Origin of the sequence: Streptomyces purpurogeneiscleroticus, assembly GCF_020024005.1 — a bacterium.
In the GTDB taxonomy this organism is placed as follows: Bacteria; Actinomycetota; Actinomycetes; order Streptomycetales; family Streptomycetaceae; genus Streptomyces; species Streptomyces purpurogeneiscleroticus.
Map to the genome: position 1 here is coordinate 1 of NZ_NHSG01000232.1, position 17,246 is coordinate 17,246.

Annotated in this window: 16 protein-coding genes; 7 read left to right on the plus strand and 9 right to left on the minus strand. The window is 73.4% G+C overall.

Annotation, left to right across the window (positions count from 1 at the left end; genetic code table 11):
• Positions 1–1,326: hypothetical protein (locus CCS38_RS15105; protein ID WP_223733782.1), on the minus strand; the 1,326-nt coding region annotated here is incomplete at its 3' end.
• Between the two features lie 50 nt (positions 1,327–1,376).
• Entirely contained in the window at positions 1,377–2,492 is a 1,116-nt protein-coding gene (locus tag CCS38_RS15110; protein ID WP_223733783.1) for an FAD-dependent monooxygenase, read from the minus strand.
• Positions 2,493–2,665: 173 nt separating this feature from the next.
• On the opposite strand from CCS38_RS15110, the gene CCS38_RS15115 reads away from it, so the two are divergent.
• Positions 2,666–3,604 carry a TetR/AcrR family transcriptional regulator C-terminal domain-containing protein gene (locus CCS38_RS15115; protein WP_223733784.1) on the plus strand — a complete coding sequence of 313 codons (939 nt, stop codon included), beginning with the start codon at positions 2,666–2,668 and terminating at the stop codon, positions 3,602–3,604.
• A 61-nt stretch (positions 3,605–3,665) separates the two neighbouring features.
• On the opposite strand, the gene CCS38_RS15120 is transcribed toward CCS38_RS15115, so the two are convergent.
• The 4 genes from CCS38_RS15120 to CCS38_RS15135 all read right to left on the minus strand — a co-directional run bounded on the left by CCS38_RS15120 (position 3,666) and on the right by CCS38_RS15135 (position 7,785).
• Positions 3,666–4,838: an acyl-CoA dehydrogenase family protein gene (locus tag CCS38_RS15120; protein ID WP_223733785.1), complete on the minus strand. Its 1,173-nt coding sequence runs from the start codon at positions 4,836–4,838 to the stop codon at positions 3,666–3,668.
• Complete coding sequence (locus tag CCS38_RS15125) at positions 4,835–6,052, minus strand: acyl-CoA dehydrogenase family protein (RefSeq protein ID WP_223733786.1); 1,218 nt, start codon at positions 6,050–6,052, stop codon at positions 4,835–4,837. Before CCS38_RS15125 ends, CCS38_RS15120 begins: the two co-directional genes overlap by 4 nt.
• Complete coding sequence (locus CCS38_RS15130; RefSeq protein ID WP_223733787.1) at positions 6,049–7,047, minus strand: NADPH:quinone oxidoreductase family protein; 999 nt, start codon at positions 7,045–7,047, stop codon at positions 6,049–6,051. Before CCS38_RS15130 ends, CCS38_RS15125 begins: the two co-directional genes overlap by 4 nt.
• Positions 7,048–7,149: 102 nt before the next feature.
• Positions 7,150–7,785 carry an SAM-dependent methyltransferase gene (locus tag CCS38_RS15135; RefSeq protein ID WP_223733788.1) on the minus strand — a complete coding sequence of 212 codons (636 nt, stop codon included), beginning with the start codon at positions 7,783–7,785 and terminating at the stop codon, positions 7,150–7,152.
• A gap of 124 nt (positions 7,786–7,909) precedes the next feature.
• On the opposite strand from CCS38_RS15135, the gene CCS38_RS15140 reads away from it, so the two are divergent.
• Complete coding sequence (locus tag CCS38_RS15140) at positions 7,910–8,503, plus strand: helix-turn-helix domain-containing protein (protein WP_223733789.1); 594 nt, start codon at positions 7,910–7,912, stop codon at positions 8,501–8,503.
• 13 nt (positions 8,504–8,516) lie between these two features.
• Here the strand turns inward: CCS38_RS15140 and CCS38_RS15145 are convergent, their stop codons facing one another.
• Together CCS38_RS15145 and CCS38_RS15150 are read right to left on the minus strand one after the other, a co-directional pair.
• On the minus strand, positions 8,517–8,999 hold the full coding sequence (locus tag CCS38_RS15145; RefSeq protein WP_223733790.1) for a phosphatase domain-containing protein: 483 nt from the start codon (positions 8,997–8,999) through the stop codon (positions 8,517–8,519).
• Positions 9,000–9,002: 3 nt separating this feature from the next.
• Positions 9,003–9,686 (minus strand): winged helix-turn-helix transcriptional regulator, encoded by a 684-nt coding sequence (locus CCS38_RS15150; RefSeq protein ID WP_223733791.1) that lies wholly within the window; start codon positions 9,684–9,686, stop codon positions 9,003–9,005.
• Positions 9,687–9,796: 110 nt separating this feature from the next.
• Between CCS38_RS15150 and CCS38_RS15155 the strand changes: the two genes are divergently transcribed.
• From CCS38_RS15155 to egtD, 5 genes are all read left to right on the plus strand, one after another.
• Positions 9,797–11,008 carry a pyridoxal phosphate-dependent aminotransferase gene (locus tag CCS38_RS15155; protein WP_223733792.1) on the plus strand — a complete coding sequence of 404 codons (1,212 nt, stop codon included), beginning with the start codon at positions 9,797–9,799 and terminating at the stop codon, positions 11,006–11,008.
• A 168-nt stretch (positions 11,009–11,176) separates the two neighbouring features.
• Positions 11,177–12,541: an ergothioneine biosynthesis glutamate--cysteine ligase EgtA gene (gene egtA, locus CCS38_RS15160; RefSeq protein ID WP_223733793.1), complete on the plus strand. Its 1,365-nt coding sequence runs from the start codon at positions 11,177–11,179 to the stop codon at positions 12,539–12,541.
• Positions 12,538–13,854 (plus strand): ergothioneine biosynthesis protein EgtB, encoded by a 1,317-nt coding sequence (egtB, locus tag CCS38_RS15165; RefSeq protein ID WP_223733794.1) that lies wholly within the window; start codon positions 12,538–12,540, stop codon positions 13,852–13,854. Before egtA ends, egtB begins: the two co-directional genes overlap by 4 nt.
• Positions 13,855–13,915: 61 nt before the next feature.
• A complete protein-coding gene (egtC, locus tag CCS38_RS15170) occupies positions 13,916–14,677 on the plus strand; it encodes an ergothioneine biosynthesis protein EgtC (protein ID WP_223733795.1) in 762 nt (253 codons plus the stop codon).
• Positions 14,674–15,636, plus strand: coding sequence for an L-histidine N(alpha)-methyltransferase (gene egtD, locus CCS38_RS15175; RefSeq protein ID WP_223733796.1), 963 nt, complete (start codon positions 14,674–14,676; stop codon positions 15,634–15,636). The genes egtC and egtD overlap by 4 nt, the downstream gene beginning before the upstream one ends.
• Before the next feature lie 19 nt (positions 15,637–15,655).
• Here the strand turns inward: egtD and CCS38_RS15180 are convergent, their stop codons facing one another.
• Positions 15,656–16,933 (minus strand): cytochrome P450, encoded by a 1,278-nt coding sequence (locus CCS38_RS15180; protein ID WP_223733797.1) that lies wholly within the window; start codon positions 16,931–16,933, stop codon positions 15,656–15,658.
• Positions 16,934–17,246: the final 313 nt, after the last annotated feature.

Sequence of the window (17,246 nt, forward strand, 5' to 3'; positions counted from 1 at the left end):
GTCCCCGCCGCCGAACTCGTCCCCGTGGTACGCGCCGTCACCCCACCCGTAGGCGGCCGGGCCCATCATCGAGGAGCCGAGCATCGTGCCGAGGAACAGTCCGGGGAGCAGCCCGCCGCCGAGCATCCCGTAGTAGCCACCCGCCCAGGGCCCGTATACGGGGCCCGCGTCCCAGTACGGACGGTCCTCGCCGTACGGGGTGCGCACCGTGCGGGCCATCGGTTCCTGGCCGTCCGCCAGCCGCGCCTGATCGGCCGCGCACACCGGGACCGTGCGCTCCGTGCCCTTGGGCGGCGCCCACTGCGCGTCGGCCACGGACGGGCCGTGCCGCGGGTCGAAGAAGCACGGCGGGCGGCGCTCCGGAAGCGGGCGGCCCTCCCGCCGGGCGGCCAGCGTGGCCAGCGCGAACCGGCCGCCCTCCAATACCTCGGTCACCTTCCGCACGTCCTGGGGGTGCCGCGCCTCCGCCATCGTCTGTTTGGCGTTCTCGTACGCGTCCAGGGCCTGCGCGTAGTCGGTGCGCATGGCGTCGTCGGCGCCCGGCTCGCCGGGCCGGAAGTCCAGCCGGTCCAGTTCCTCCCCGTAAGCGGTGATGTCCTCGTCGACCACCACCCGCAGCGCGTCCAGCGCGGCCTGTTCCTCGGCCGCACGGCGGCGCTTGGTGCGCCGGTGGACGGTGTACGCGCCGCCCGCCCCGAGGGCCACCAGCACGCCGAGTCCGACCAGCACGCCGCTGCTGGCCCCGTCCCCGCCCGTGCCCTGCCAGGAGTCCGGCGTGCCCTTCCCGACCTGCTTCTCGGCCTGCGCGACAAAGTCCTTCAGCTGCGCGGTCGCGTCCCCCGGGTGCGCACGCTGGGCGGCGCCTACGAGGTGGCGCACCGACTCCCGGGACATCACGTTTCCGTCGGCCCGGGCGTCGAAGCGGTCGCCGAGCTGCACCGCGTACACACCTTGGATACCGACCCGGGTGCGCAGGTCCTCGAAGAGCGTCGCGGGCGGATAGTCGGAGTTCGCGGGGAGCACGGCCACGAAGACCGGCTTCCCGGCCTCCTCGATGTCGCTCGCCAGCGCGTCCGCCTGCCCGTCCGGCAGCTGCCCCGCGGCCCGCGGGTCGACGTACACGGGCCCCTTGGAGAGCGCGTCGGCCGCCGCGTCCAGTCCCCCGTCGGCACGCACCGCGGAGGCGACGACGGACCCCGTCTGCGCCCCGTACACGGTCGCTGCCCCGGGAGCCGCGACGGGCGCCACAGCGAGCAGCAGCGCCGCACCGGCGGCCGGCAGGGCCGGCACCGACGGGAACGCGGGTCGTCGGGGTGCGACCTTCATACGTACGACGCTACCCGAACTTCACTCTTCCGACATGCCCAGTCGCATGGTCAGTCATCGAGCGCGAGGCCGTTCTTGGCCGCCTCGATCGACTCCTCGGGGGCGGGCCCGGAAGGGTTCTCCGTGGCCAGCGCCTGATTACGGGCGACGAAGGGGCGCAGCCGCGCGTCGTAGCGGTCGAACGCGGCCCGGTGGTCATCGGGCGTCCGGCCGAGCTCGGCGGCGAGCACGTAGGCGCCCACCAGGGCCAGGCTCGTGCCCTGACCGGACAGCGGGGAGGGGCAGTAGCCCGCGTCCCCGACGAGCGCCACCCGGCCGGCGGTCCAGCGGTCCAGGTGGATCTGCGCCATCGCGTCGAAGTAGAAGTCGGGCGCCTCCCACATGGCGGCCAGCAGTTTCGGCGTCTCCCATCCCAGGTGGCCCAGCCGTTCCTGGAGCAGCGCCTTCTGGTGCTCGGTGTCCCGGTGGTCGTACGTGAAGGGCTCGGACGAGAAGCCGAGTGTGGCCCTGAGCTCGCTGTTGCCGCGTGCCGGGTAGACGACGTAACTCGCACCGCCGTCCTGGAGCCACACCTGCCAGTCGTCGAGCTCGAGGAAGTTGCCGGTACTGAACACGCCTACATAGGCCCCGAGGTGGCGGAGGCATTCCGGCTCGGCACCGAAGGCCAGCCGGCGCACCGTGGAGTGCAGGCCGTCCGCGCCCACGACGAGGTCGAAGCTGCGTTCCGGGGCCCGCTCGAACCCGACGCGTACGCCGTCGGCCGCCTCCTGAAGGGTGGCGATCGAGTCGCCGAAGAGGTACTCGATGCCGTCGCGCGCCTGCTCGTACAGGAGCGCGGTGAGGTCGTCGCGGAGCAGTTCGATGTCGTCGCTGTCGAGCCGGCCGCTGCTGAAGGTCTGCTCGGTGGAGCGCCACAGCTCCTCCCCCGTGGCGTCGAGCATCGACATGCCCCGCATCCGGGTGCGCAGCCGGCGCGCGTCCGGGAGCACGCCCATCCGGTCGAGGACGTCCAGCGCGACACCACGGACGTCGATCGCCTGCCCTCCTGGGCGCAGGCCCGGAGCACGCTCGACGACGGTCGGTGCGTAGCCCTGGTGGCGCAGCCAGTAGGCGGTGGCGAGGCCGGCGATGCCCGCCCCTGAGACGAGCACGGTCCTGCTCCTCATGGGTCCCCCTCATGCAGTACGTACGGTGTACGCGCTGAATGTACGGCGTACGCGCCAGCGGGGGAAGCAGCTCCACCAGGACTGGTTTCCCCGCCTGTTCTAGGACAGAGAGTCGCCGAAGAACCGTCCTCGCAGCTAACCTCTGTACTAGTACAACTGAGAAAGGGGGCGGGATGGCTGCGGAAAAAGTTCCGCCGTACCTGCGCATCGCCTCGGAGATCCGGCGACGCATCGAGGAGGGCGAGCTCGTCGCCGGTGACCGGGTGCCGTCCACCCGGCGGATCGCCGAGGAGTGGCACGTCGCCCTGGCGACGGCCACGAAGGCGCTGCATGCGCTGCGGCAGGACGGCCTGGTGGAGGCCCGGCCGCGGGCCGGCACGGTGGTGGCGCCGTCCCGGCGCACCACGGGCCCGGCTCGCGGCTCCCGTGCCGCGCCCCCGTCCGACCACGAACTGACCCGCGCCCGCATCGTGCGCACGGCCGTCGAGATCGCCGACGCGGAGGGGCTGGCGGCCCTGTCGATGCGCGGCGTCGCGGCGCGCCTGGGGGCCGCGACGATGTCTCCCTACCGGTACGTGAACGGCAAGGACGAACTGGTCCTGCTGATGGCGGACAGCGTGCTCGGTGAGATCGCGTACCCGGCCGAGCCGCCCGCCTGCCGTCGGACGCGGCTGGAGACGGGCGCCAGGGCCCTCTGGGTGCTGCACCGCGCCCATCCCTGGCTGGCGCAGCTCGCCCCGCTCACCCGCCCGTTGGCGCTGCCGAACCTGATGGCCTACTCGGAGTGGATGCTCGCCGGCCTCGACGGCCTCGGGCTCGAAGGGAACGCCATGCTGGACATCAATGTGCTGCTCTACAGCCACCTGCAGGGGCTCGCCGCCCACCTAGAACAAGAGGCGCACGCGGAGAGCGTGACCGGCCTCTCCCAGGAGCAGTGGCTGGCGGAACAGGAAGCGGCCTTCGGGGAGATCGCCGCTTCGGGGCGATACCCGACGTTCGCCCGGCTCCTGGAGTCCTTCGGCGCCGACGGTTACGACCTGGACCTCGACGCGCTCTTCGAGAGCGGCCTCCAGGCCCTGCTCGACGGCCTGGTCTCGCCCCGCCTGCGCTGACGGACGACGCCGGCCGACGGCCCCCACAGCCGTCGGCCGGCATCCGGTGTGCCGCCGGCTCCTACGGGGCCGTGAGGTCCACCAGCTCGGCGAGGGACGCGCGGTGGCGGCCGGGGGCGCCCAGGGCGATCTCGTCGCTCTTGGCGCGCTTCAGGAAGACGTGCACCGGGTGTTCCCACGTCATGCCGATGCCGCCGTGCAGCTGGAGGCACTCCTGTGCCGCGCGGACCGCGACCGGGGCGCAGTACGCCTGGGCGACGGCCACCGCGACCGGGGCGTCCGCGCTGTCGGTGGCCAGCGCGTCCGCCGCGTTGCGCGCCGCCGCCCGCGCCGACACCACCTCCAGCCAGAGCGCGGCCATCCGGTGCTTGAGCGCCTGGAACGAGCCGACCGGACGGCCGAACTGGTGGCGCTGCTTGGTGTACTCGACGAGCTCGGTCAGGCACCACTCGGCGATGCCGAGCTGTTCGGAGGCGAGCAGTCCGGCACCCGTGAGCAGAGCCTTCCGTACGGCCGCGCCGGCCCGGTCGGGACCGGCCAGCCGGCGGCCCGCCGCGCCGTCGAAGGTGACGCGGGCGAGCGGACGGGTGAGGTCGAGCGGGGTGACCGTCTCGATGTGCAGCCCCGGCGCATCGGCGTCCACGGCGTACAGCTCGATGCCGTCCGCCGCGCGCACCGGTACGAGCAGTACATCGGCGGCTGCCGCGTCGGCGACCGAGGAGACCGTGCCGAGCAGCGCGCCGTCGGCGCCGGCCCGTACGGGCGGCTCCAGCGGCCCGGCGGGCGCGGTCGGCAGCGGGAGTGTGAGCACGCCGATCCGCTCGCCGGCGGCCAACGCGGCGAGCAGCCGTGCGACCTCGTCCTGGCCCGTGTCGCAGCCGAGCAGGGCGGTGACGGCCAGCACGGCGCTCGTCAGGTACGGCACGGGCGTCACGGCCCGGCCCAGCTCCTCCAGGACGACGGCCGCCTCCCGGGGGCCCGCGCCCTGCCCGCCGAGCTTCTCGGGGACCAGCAGCCCGGCCGCCCCGATGTCGGCGGCGAGCGAGCGCCACAGGGCGGCGTCGTGCGTGCGGCCCGATTCCAGCTCGGCGAGGACCGCGGCCGGACCGCCGCGGTCGGTCAGCAGGGACCGTACCGCGGCGCGCAGGTCGTCCTCGGGCTCGGAGTAGAGCAGGTCCGGGCCCTCGGGCAGCTCGGACGCCGTGGCGTCCGCCAGGGTCTGCTGGTCGGTCATCGGGGCAGGTCCTTCCACGCGACGTCCTTGTCGGTGCGCGGCTCGGACGGCAGGCCGAGCACGCGTTCGGCGACGATGTTGAGGAGCACTTCGGAGGTGCCGCCCTCGATGCTGTTGCCCTTGGCGCGCAGGTAGCGGTAGCCCGCCTCGCGCCCGGTGAAGCTCAGTACGTCGGAGCCGGTGTGCGTCCAGCTGTCGTACGTGAGGCCGTCCTCTGCGAGGAACTCCACTTCCCAGCCGCTGATCTCCTGGGCGAGCCGCGCGAACGACAGCTTCATGCCGCTGCCTTCGGGGCCGGGCTGGCCCTGGATGAGCTGCTGGCGCAGCCGTTCACCGGTGAGGCGGGCCACCTCGGCATCCACCCACAGGCGCAGCAGCCGCTGGTGCAGGTCGTGGGTGCGCAGTTCGGGGCGCTCGCGCCAGTCGGCGGCGGCGACGCCGATCATGCCGCCCTCACGGGGGATGCGGTTGCCCCCGATGGCGACGCGCTCGTTCATCAGGGTGGTCTGCGCGACCTTCCAGCCCTCGCCCACCTCTCCGAGGCGGTGGCGATCGGGAATCCGCACGCCGGTCAGGAAGACCTCGTTGAACTCCGCCTCGCCGGTGATCTGGCGCAGCGGCCGCACCTCGACGCCGGGGTCGGTCATGTCGCAGAGGAAGTACGTGATGCCGCGGTGCTTGGGCGCGTCCGGGTCCGTACGGGCGATGAGGATCGCCCAGCGGGCCTTGTGTGCGCCGGACGTCCACACCTTCTGGCCGTCCACGATCCAGTCGGCGTCCGGGCCGTCACCGTCGCGCACGGCACGAGTGGCGAGCCCCGCGAGGTCGGAGCCGGCGCCGGGCTCGCTGAAGAGCTGGCACCACACCTCCTCGCCGGTCCACAGGGGCGGCAGGAAGCGCTGCCGCTGCTCCTCGGTGCCGTAGCGCAGGATGGTGGGCGCCGCCATGCCCAGGCCGATGCCGATGCGTCCCGGGTCGTTGTCGGGCGCTCCGGCGGCCGCCAGCTCCTCGTCGACGACGGCCTGCAGGGCGCGCGGCGCGCCCAGGCCGCCGAGGCCCTCGGGGAAGTGCACCCAGGCGAGGCCGGCGGCGAAGCGGGCGCGCAGGAAGTCCAGGCGCTCCGTGGTGGCGGGCGGATGGGCGGCGAGCAGCTCGGCGGTGCGCCGGCACAGCTCCTCGGCGCCGACAGGGCGTGCGGTGGCTTCTGTGGTCATCGGGCACCCGCCTCTCCGGGGAGGACGACCAGGCGTCCGGTGGTGACGCCGTCGGCGACCCGCTGCACCGCGTCGGCGGCGCCGTCCAGCGGTACCCGGTCGCCGATCAGCGGCTTGATGACGCCCTGCGCGGCGAGCTTGGTGAGCTCCTCGTGGCAGGCGCCGATGGCGGCCGGCTCCTTGGTGGCGTACAGACCCCAATGGAGGCCGAGGATCGCGTAGTTCTTGACCAGCGCGTGGTTGAGCGCGGGGCTGGGGATGGTGCCGCTGGCGAAGCCGATGACGACGATGCGGCCCTCGAAGGCCACGCACTTGGCGGACTGGGCGTACGCGTCGCCGCCCACCGGGTCGTAGATCACGTCGGCGCCGCGGCCGCCGGTGGCTTCCTTCACGGCCTTGATGACGTCCTCGGCGCGCCGGTCGATGACCACGTCACAGCCGAGCTCCCGGGCCACCGCGGCCTTCTCGGGGCCGCCGACGACCCCGATGACGCGGGCGCCGGCGGCCCGGCCGAGCTGGACGGCGGCGCTGCCGACGCCGCCCGCCGCCGCGTGCACCAGCAGCGTCTCGCCCGCTTGGAGGTGCGCGCGGCGGTGCAGCGCGAACCAGCCGGTCTGGTAGCCGATGTGCAGCGCGGCGGCCTCGGCGTCGTCCAGCGCGTCCGGTGCCGGCAGGACGGACTTGGCGTCCACCACGGCCAGTTCGGCGAACCCGCCGTTCGGCAGCGGCGGCTGCGCCAGTACACGGGTGCCGGCGGCGACGTCCGCGCCGTCACCGGCGGCGAGCACCTCGCCGCAGATCTCCACGCCCGGCGTGAAGGGCAGCGGCGGGCGTACCTGGTACTGGCCGCGGCAGAGCAGCGCGTCGGGGAAGTTGACGTTCGCGGCCTTCACCCGGAGGAGGAGCTGTCCCGGACCCGGCTGTGGGTCCGGGACCTCGTCCAGCCGCATCACCTCGCGTGGCTCGCCGTTCGCGTGTACCCGCCATGCCTTCACTGAGCTTCCCCTCACGACGTGGGTGACCTCGATGCCATCGGCATACTAAGCGGTCGGTATCCGTGAGGGAACAGGTACCGGAGGGGCAATCGTGCGCGGCGGTCAGCCGGCCTGGCGGCGCACCTTCACCGTGTTGTCGGTGCGGATCATCTGCCGTCCGTCCGGGGCGGTCTGGGTGCGCTCGTGCTCCTCGCAGACGAGCACCTCCCACTCCCCCTCGGCCAGCCGCAGGTCCGCGAGGACCTCCCGCGCCACGGGGAGGCGGACATCAGGGTGCGCGTCGGGCTCCCACGGGGGCGGCCCGGAGTGGCCGACCACGAGGAGCACCCCGCCCGGCGCCACCGCACCGGCGGCGGTCCGCAGGACCTCCTCCCGCGGCAGCTCGCCGAGGGTGTGCAGGAAGTGGGACGAGACCAGGTCGAAGGTGCCCTCGGGGAAGGTCTCGCCCAGGGTGTGGCGCTGCCAGTCGACGCGGTCCGCGACGCCTTCCGCCGCCGCGTGCCCGGCGGCCCGGTCCAGCGCCACCTGGGAGACGTCGACGGCGGTGACCTGCCAGCCCTGCTTGGCCAGCCAGATCGCGTCGCCGCCTTCCCCGCAGCCCAGGTCCAGGGCCCGGCCCGGGGTCAGGTCCGCGACCTCCCGGACCAGTGCCGCGTTGGGCTTGCCGCTCCAGATCCGGTCGCTCTCGGCGTACCGGGCGTTCCAGAACTCCTCGTCCGAGATCTGCGTATCGGTCATCGGCACACACGCTCCTTCGTTGCGGCTTCTCGCTGCTTTTTGCGGCTTCTCGCTGCTTCTTTGCCGATACTCGGACCGCGCCGCCGACTTGACAAAGTTTATTGCCGAAACAGCAAATGGGGGCATGGCAGACGACGACCTCGCCGGTGTGCTCACCGCGGTCGGCCCCCGGCTGCGCGCGCTGCGCAGGGACCGCGGCACGACCCTGACCGCGCTGAGCGAGACCACCGGCATCTCCGTCAGCACGCTCTCCCGGCTGGAGTCCGGGCAGCGCAGGCCCACCCTGGAACTGCTGCTGCCGCTGGCCAAGGCGTACGGCGTCCCGCTGGACGAGCTGGTCGGCGCGCCGCCCACCGGCGACCCCCGCATCCACCCGCGCCCGGTCGTCCGGAACGGCCACACCTTCGTGCCGCTCACCCGCCACCTCGGCGGCCTGCACGCCTACAAGCTGATCCTGCCCCCGGGCCGACCCGACGCCCCGCTGCCCGAACAGCGCACCCACGAGGGCTACGAGTGGCTCTACGTGCTCTCCGGCCGGCTGCGGCTAGCGCTGGGCGAGCACGACCTCGTACTCGGCGCGGGCGAGGCAGCCGAGTTCGACACGCGGACGCCGCACAGCTTCGCGAGCGCGGGTCCCGAACCGGTGGAGTACCTCTGCCTGTTCGGCCCCCAGGGTGAGCGCGTGCACGTACGGGCGCGGCCCACGGGCCACTCCTGACCGGCGCGCGCCTTCAGGTGCGGCCCTCGCGCTCCTGGGCGTCCTTCAGGGCGGCGGAGTGGGCTGCCCAGCCGGCCCGCACGACGGGGAAGCCGGCAGCTTGGACCGCGTCGCAGACCAGCTCGTCGTCGTCCACGACGATGCGGACCTCACGGCCGCGCGCCAGCTTGCGCAGCAGTTCGAGCTTGGTGTGGCGAGCCGGGCGGCGGTCACCGGAGGGGCGCATCCAGACGCGGCCCTCGGGGAGGCCGTGCCGGGCAAGCCACTCCAGGGTGTCGGCGCGGCACCGCTCGGGCCGCCCGGTCAGGTACACGATCTCGCACTCCGCCGCGCTCTCCAGGGCCAGCGCGATGCCTTCGGGGAGCGGCGGGTCATCGGGGGCGGCGGCGAAGAACCCGTCCCAGTCGCGCGGCCGCTGCTCCAGGAAGTGCTGCCGGTGCGCCGTGCCCGCCAGGGTGTTGTCCAGATCGAAGACCGCCAGGGGTGCATTGCGCATGTGTCATCCCGTCGCTGTGCGTGCGGTCGCCGCCGGAACGCCGGCCGGCTCGCCGCCGGCCGTCACCCGGATGCGGCCGGTGCCGATGCCGTGGGCGAGTGAGAGCCGATCGTAGATCACCTCGGTACAGGCCGCCGCGTCCAGCTCCAGTACGGCGTCCGGTGCCGGGGCGGGACCGTCCGCGTAGCCCGGGTCCGCCTGTGCATCCGCCTCCGCGCCCAGCGTGACGTGGAACGTCCCCTCTTCCAGCCGGACCTCCACGACCCGCACAGGGGCGCCCTGCGGCCGTCCCGCGCCGAAGTACCGGGCGAGCCGGGGCATGAGCGGCACGGCGAACCAGTGGGCGCGGACCGCGTCGGTCGGCCGCGGCGCGCCGAGGTCCGCCGCGCCCCAGTCGGCCAGTGCGGTGAGGACGGGGAGCAGGGCGCGGCCGCGCGGGGTGAGCTCGTAGACGAACGCGGCGGCGGGCGGGTCGAGTCTGCGGCGGACGGCCAGGCCGTCGCGTTCCATGTCCTTCAGGCGGCCCGCGAGCATGTCCGTGCTGACGCCCGGCAGGTCGGCGTGCAGGTCCGTGTAGCGCCGGGCCCCGGCCAGCAGCTCCCGGACGATCAGCAGGGTCCAGCGGTCGCCCACGGCGTCCAGGGCGCGGGCGACGGCGCAGTACTGGTCATAACTTCGGCGCGGCATGATCCCAGCATAGACAAGAGGTTGGACTTTCCAAGTTCGAGCTTGGTAAAACCAAGGAGAACCACGGATGCGCCGCGCCGCGGCGAGCGAGGTAACCGGGAGGCCGCCGCATGGAGTTCAAGCAGTCGAGCAAGATGGCCGACGTCTGTTACGAGATCCGCGGGCCGGTGATCGAGCACGCCGACGCGCTGGAGGAGGCCGGGCACAGCGTGCTCCGACTGAACACCGGGAACCCCGCGCTCTTCGGCTTCGAGGCGCCCGAGGAGATCCTGCAGGACATGGTGCGCAACCTGTCGCGGGCGCACGGCTACACCGAGTCCCGCGGCATCCTCTCGGCGCGCCGCGCCGTCGCCCAGCACTACCAGTCGCTCGGCCTCACCGAGGTCGGCGTGGACGACGTCTACCTGGGCAACGGCGTCTCGGAGCTGGTCTCGATGGCGGTCCAGGCGCTGCTGGACGACGGCGACGAGGTGCTGATCCCCGCCCCGGACTTCCCGCTGTGGACCGCGGTGACGACGCTGGCGGGCGGCAAGGCGGTGCACTACGTGTGCGACGAGTCCGCCGACTGGCTGCCGGACCTGGACGACATGGCCGCGAAGATCACCGACCGGACGCGGGCGATGGTCATCATCAACCCCAACAACCCGACGGGCGCCGTCTACCCGCGCGAGCTGCTGGAAGGCATGCTCGACCTGGCGCGGCGGCACGGCCTGATGGTCTTCGCGGACGAGATCTACGACCGCATCCTGTACGACGGCGAGGTGCACCACAACGCCGCGGTGCTCGCCCCCGACCTGGTCTGCCTCACCTTCAGCGGTCTCTCCAAGGCGTACCGCGTGGCCGGCTTCCGGTCCGGCTGGCTGGTGGTCTCCGGGCCCACGCAGCACGCGGCCGACTACCTGGAGGGGCTGGGCACGCTGGCCTCGATGCGGCTCTGCCCGAACGCCCCGGCGCAGTACGCCATCCAGGCGGCGCTCGGCGGCCGCCAGTCGATCAACGACCTGGTGCTCCCGGGCGGCCGGCTGCGCGAGCAGCGCGACCGGGCATGGGAACGCCTGAACGAGATTCCGGGCGTGTCGTGCGTGAAGCCCAAGGGCGCGATCTACGCCTTCCCGCGCCTGGACCCGGCCGTGCACAAGATCCACGACGACGAGAAGTTCGTGCTGGACCTGCTGCTGCGGGAGAAGATCCAGGTGGTGCAGGGCACCGGCTTCAACTGGCCGCGCCCTGATCACTTCCGTATCCTGACACTCCCGTACGCCGATGACCTCGACGCCGCCATCAGCCGCATCGGACGCTTCCTGGCGGGGTATCGGCAGTGAGAGACTCCGTGTGCGGGCGCACCGTCGTGCTCCGGCGCGACGCCCCGAGGACCGTGCGCGGCGCGTGCTCTGCCGGGCGCTGATGCGCCCTTGAGTGCGCCGCTCGCACCCGCTTAGGTGGGAGCCTGCGTCCGGCCGTCCGGCCGGACACGGAGGGAGTGGAAGTCCATGCCCGTACAGCGCGCGGTCACGGAAGAGGAGCTGGCAGCCCACCTGCACGGCATCTGCTTCAAGACCGGGCCGCCGCGGCGTATCGGGGTCGAGATCGAGTATCTCGTCCACGACGCGCGCAACCCCCGATGTCCCCTGCCGCGCGAGCGCGCACGCAGCGCGATGACCGCCCTGCGCGCGCTTCCCCTGCACTCCCTCCTGACCTTCGAGCCGGGCGGGCAGCTGGAGCTCAGCTCGCTCCCCGCCGCCTCCCTCACCGACTGCGTGACGGCCGTCTCGGCCGACCTGGCGCTGGTACGCACCGCGCTGCGTGCCATGGACCTGAGCCTGGCGGGCCACGGCCACAACCCCTGGCACCCGCCGCACCGCATTCTCGACGAGCCCCGCTACGACGCCATGGAGGCGTACTTCGACCGCTGGGGGCCGGCCGGGCGGTCCATGATGTGCGGCACCGCCTCCGTACAGGTCTGCGTGGACGCCGGATACGAGGAGCCGGGGCCACTCGGGCACGGCCGTCGCTGGCTGCTGGCCCACCTCCTCGGTGCCGTGCTCGCCGCGGCCTTCGCCAACTCCCCCACCAGCGAGGGGTGCCCGACGGGCTACCGCTCCACCCGCCAGGCCATCTGGACCCAGCTCGACCCGGCCCGCACCCTCGCGCCCGCCGACGGCCCCGATCCGCGCGCTGCCTGGGCGGCGTACGCGCTGGACGCGCCCGTGATGTGCCTGCGCGCCGGGGACGGGCCCTGGGACGCTCCCGAAGGGCTGTCCTTCCGCGACTGGACGCGCACCAGGGCACCGAGGGCGCCCACGGCGGAGGACTTCGACTACCACGTCACCACGCTCTTCCCGCCGGTCCGGCCGCGCGGCCACCTCGAACTGCGCATGATCGACGCGCAGCCGGGCGACGGCTGGATCGTGCCGCTCGCCGTGACCGCGGCCCTGTTCGACGACCCCGAGGCCGCCGAGACCGCGTACCGCGCCGTCAAGCCGCTCGCCGAGACCGCGGGCGACCGTCCCGCACCGCGCAACCCCCTGTGGCGGCGCGCCGCCCGGCACGCGCTGACCGACCCGGAGCTGGCCGCCGCCGCGACGGCCTGTTTCGCTGCGGCCCGTGCGGCGCTGCCCCGGCTCGGCGCCGGGCCCGACGTGCTCGCCGCCGTCGAGGAGTTCATCGAGCGTTACGTGGCGCAGGGCCGCTGCCCGGCCGACGACCTGCTGGACGCGGCGTACGCGGCGCCCGAGTACGCCCCCGCGCCCACGGAGAGCCCGGCGGCCCGGCGCGCCGCCGACGCCCAGGAAGCGGCGCTCGCCGCGGAGTACGCCCGCACCGTCGAGCGCATCCCAGGGAAGGACAGCCAGTGATCCACGATCCCGAAAAGCTCCGGGACCGCGCGGCGTCGGCGCTGCTCGCCGCCCGCACCCGTACGCAGGCGCTGACCACGTGTGTCGACGAGCCCGACCTGACCGCCCAGCACTCGCCCCTGATGTCGCCCCTGGTGTGGGACCTCGCCCACATAGGCAACCAGGAGGAGCAGTGGCTGATGCGGGCGGTCGGCGGGCTGGAGGCGCTGCGCCCGGAGATCGACTCGGTGTACGACGCGTTCGAGCACCCCCGGGCCGAGCGGCCCTCGCTGCCGCTGCTGGCCCCCTCCGAGGCGCACAGCTACGTCGACGAAGTGCGCGGCCGGGTGCTGGACGTCCTGGAGAAGACCCCGCTGCGCGGCGACCGGCTGGTGGAGCAGGCGTTCGCGTTCGGCATGGTCGCGCAGCACGAGCAGCAGCACGACGAGACGATGCTCATCACCCACCAGCTGCGGCGCGGCCCGGCCGCGCTCACCGCTCCCCCGCCGCCGGACACCGCGGACGGGACGGTGGGCCCCGAGGTGCTGGTGCCCGGCGGCCACTTCACGATGGGCACCTCCCGGGAGCCGTGGGCGCTGGACAACGAACGCCCCGCGCACCACCGGCTGCTGCCCGCCTTCCGGATCGACACGATGCCGGTGAGCAACGCCGCGTATCAGTGGTTCATCGAGGACGGCGGCTATCGGGAGCCGCGTTGGTGGGCCCCCGAGGGCTGGCAGATGGTGTGCGAGCACCACCTTGAAGCGCCGCTGTTCTGGCGGCGGGAGGGCAGCGGATGGGTCCGCCGCAGCTTCGGTGTCACCGAGCCGGTCGCTCCTGAAGAACCGGTTCTGCATGTGAGCTGGTACGAGGCGGACGCGTACGCGCGCTGGGCCGGGCGCCGGCTGCCCTCGGAGGCCGAGTGGGAGAAGGCCGCCCGCTGGGACCCGCGTACCGGGTACAGCCGCCGCTACCCCTGGGGCGACGAGGACCCCGGCCCCGAGCACGCCAACCTGGGCCAGCGGCATCTGCGTCCCGCGCCGGTGGGCAGCTACCCCGAGGGCGAGTCGCCGCTGGGCGTCCGGCAGCTCATCGGGGACGTGTGGGAGTGGACCTCCGGGGACTTCCTGCCGTACCCGGGCTTCCAGGCGTTCCCCTACCGCGAGTACTCCGAGGTGTTCTTCGGCAGCGCGTACAAGGTGCTGCGCGGCGGGTCGTTCGCGGTGGACCCGGTGGCCTGCCGCGGCACGTTCCGCAACTGGGACCTGCCGATCCGCCGGCAGATCTTCGCCGGCTTCCGCACGGCCCGCGACGCGGGCCCGGAGGACGCGTGAGGGCCCCGGCGCGCCCCGTGTGCCCGGCGTCCTCCGTGCCGCGCGCCAGGAGGCCCGCCTGATGTGCCGCCACCTCGCCTACCTCGGCCCCGACGTCCCGCTCGGCGACGTCCTCACCGCGCCCGAGTACAGCCTGTACCGGCAGTCCTGGGCGCCCCGCCGCCAGAAGTACGGCACGGTCAACGCGGACGGCTTCGGCGTCGGCTGGTACGCGCCCGGCGACCCCGTGCCGGCCCGCTACCGCCGCGCGGGGCCCATCTGGGCGGACGCCTGCCTGCCCGACCTCGCCCGGGTCGTCCGCAGCGGCGCCGTGCTGGCCGCCGTACGGGACGCCACCCTCGCCTGCCCGGACGGCGAGGCCGCGGCGGCGCCGTTCGCCGGCGGCCGGTGGCTCTTCAGCCACAACGGGGCGGTCAGCGGCTGGCCCGGCCCGCTCGGCGCCCTGGCCGCCGGGCTGCCCTCCGAGGCGCTGCTCAGCATGGAGGCGCGCTGCGACGCCGCGTTCCTCTGGGCGCTCGTGAAGCACCGCCTGGAGCAGGGCGCCGACGCCTCCGAGGCGCTGTCCGAGACGGTCACCGAGGTGGCCGCCGCGGCCCCCGGCTCCCGGCTCAACCTGCTGCTCACCGACGGCGCCACGATCACCGCCACCACCTGGGGCGACACGCTCTTCCACCGCCCGCTGCCGGGCCGCGCGCCCGGCATGCTGGTCGCCTCCGAACCCTCCGACGACGAAGCCGACTGGACCGAGGTCCCCGACCGCACGCTGCTGGCCGCCACTCGTACCGATGTCCTGCTCACCCCGCTCAAGGAGCCCGTCGCGTGAGTCCCCTCGCCATCACTCGTACGCTGCCCCCCGACGCCACCACCGCCGCCCTCCGTACCGACGTCGCCCAGGGCCTGACCAGCAGCCCCAAGACCCTGCCGCCCAAGTGGTTCTACGACGCCCGGGGCAGCGACCTCTTCGAGGACATCACCGCGCTGCCCGAGTACTACCCGACCCGCGCCGAGCGGGAGATCCTGCTGGCCCGCGCCGGGCAGATCGCCACCGCCACCGGGGCCCGCACCCTGGTCGAGCTGGGCTCCGGCTCCTCGGAGAAGACCCGGCACCTGCTGGACACGCTCACTCGGCTGCACACCTACGTGCCCGTCGACGTCAGCGAGAGCGCACTGGCCGCGGCGGGCGAGGCGCTCCTCACCGAACACCCGGGGCTCACCGTGCACGCGCTGGTCGCCGACTTCCAGGGCGGCCTGGAGCTGCCGGACACACCCGGGCCCCGGCTGCTGGCCTTCCTGGGCGGCACCATCGGCAACCTGCTCCCCGCCGAGCGGGCCGGCTTCCTGCACTCCGTACGCGACCTGCTGGAGCCCGGCGACGCGCTGCTGCTCGGCACGGACCTGGTCAAGGACGAGGGCACGCTGCTGGCCGCGTACGACGACAGCAAGGGCGTCACGGCGGAGTTCAACAAGAACGTGCTCGCCGTCATCAATCGCGAGCTGGCCGCCGACTTCGACCCGGCGCAGTTCGCGCACCGCGCGGTGTGGGACCCGGAGCGGGAGTGGATCGAGATGCGGCTGCGCTCCTTGAAGGAGCAGACCGTGAAGATCCCGGCGCTGGACCTCGCGGTGCACTTCGCGGCGGGCGAGGAGGTACGCACGGAGGTCTCCGCGAAGTTCCGCAAGGAGGGTGTGCGCGCGGAACTGGACGCCGCGGGGATGGAGTTGCGCGACTGGTGGACGGACGGCACGGCGCGTTTCGCGCTGTCGCTGGCGGTACGGCGCTAGGAGCCGCCCGCAGGCGCTCTCAGGCCCGTACGGGCAGGTGCTTGAGCCCGTTCTGGAAGTTGGAGACCAGCCGGACCGGCTCCCCGGCGAGTTCGAGGCCGGGGAGCCGGTCCAGCACGTGCCGCAGCACGGCCCGCATCTGTACCCGGGCGAGGTGCGAGCCGAGGCAGAAGTGCGGTCCGAAGCCGAAGCTGACGTGGTCGTTCGGGCTGCGGGCGATGTCGAAGCGGTCGGGATCGGCGAAGACCGTCCCGTCGCGGTTGGCGGAGGCGTGGTAGACCACGACCTTCTCGCCCGCCCGGATGCGCCGGCCGCCCAGCTCCACGTCGCGTACGGCGGTCCGCCGGAAGTCCATCACCGGCGGCCAGTAGCGCAGCATCTCCTCGACGGCCGTGGGGATCAACTCCCGCTCTTCCTTGAGCCGTTCGAACTGCTCCCGATGACACAGCAGCGAGTACAGCCCGCCCGGAATGCCGTTGCGCAGCGTTTCGTTCCCGGCCACCGCGAAGAGAAAGAACATGTTCTCGAACTCCTCGCGGGTCAGGCCGCCCTCCCTCATGTGCGCCATCACCGTGCCGGGCCGCGGCCGTTCGGCGAGCGCGTGGGCGTACGCGAACATGTCGGCGAGCGCTTCACGGGAGCGCGGATTCACCGGGCGGCCGTCCGGGCGGACCAGGGTCCGCGGGCGGCGGTCCAGCGCGGCCCGCCCCATGGGGCTCAGCGTCGCAGGGTCGGCCGTGCTCAACTGCGCGTACTCACTGTCCTGGTAGCCGATGACGCGGCTCGACCAGTCGAAGAGCAGCCGCCGGTCCTCGTCCGGTACGCCCATGACGTGCGCCAGCGTCCAGACCGGCAGGTCGGCCGCGACCTCGACGAAGTCCGCCGCGCCCGCCTCGGCGACCCGCCCCACGAGCTCGGCGGCGCGTGCGTCGATGACGGCCTCCAACTCCCGTACGGCGCGCGGGGTGAAGGCCGCGGCGACGACCTTGCGGATACGGGAATGGTCCGGCGGGTCCTGGTTCAGCATCATCGCGCGGACGAACTCCAGGTCCCGCGCGCTGTCGGGGTCCCGGATCTGCGTCGCACCCGCGTACGAAGAGAACACCTCTGGCCTACGCAGGACATGCTTCACATCCACGTGCCGCAGCACCGCCCAGTACCCGGGGCCGGCCGGCCAGCCGCCCACCGCCGGCTCCTCGATCCAGCAGACCGGGCTGGTCAGACGCAGTTCACGGAAGAGCGCGTAGGGGACGCCGGTGGCGTAGGTCTGGGGTGTGAACACCTCGGCAGCCGTCACGCACCCGACCGTACGGTAATCCCCACGATCAGGGGAATCACCCGTACGGGACGCTTGATGGCGCGCGGGGTGGCGCAGCCTCTCGGCGTGTACCGATCGCATCGCGCTGGACTGGCCCTGGCGGCCGCCGCGTTCATAGCAGGGGTGGGCTGGGCGCCGACGGCGGCCGCGCACGGCGACAACTGTTCCTACGCCGGGACGAAGCCGCCGGTGGCGACCCCGACCGGGATGCCGGGGCTGCCCGACGACTGGCGCTGGCCCTGTACGTCGCCGACGCCCCGGCCACCCGCGCCGAAGCCGCCGCCACCGAAAC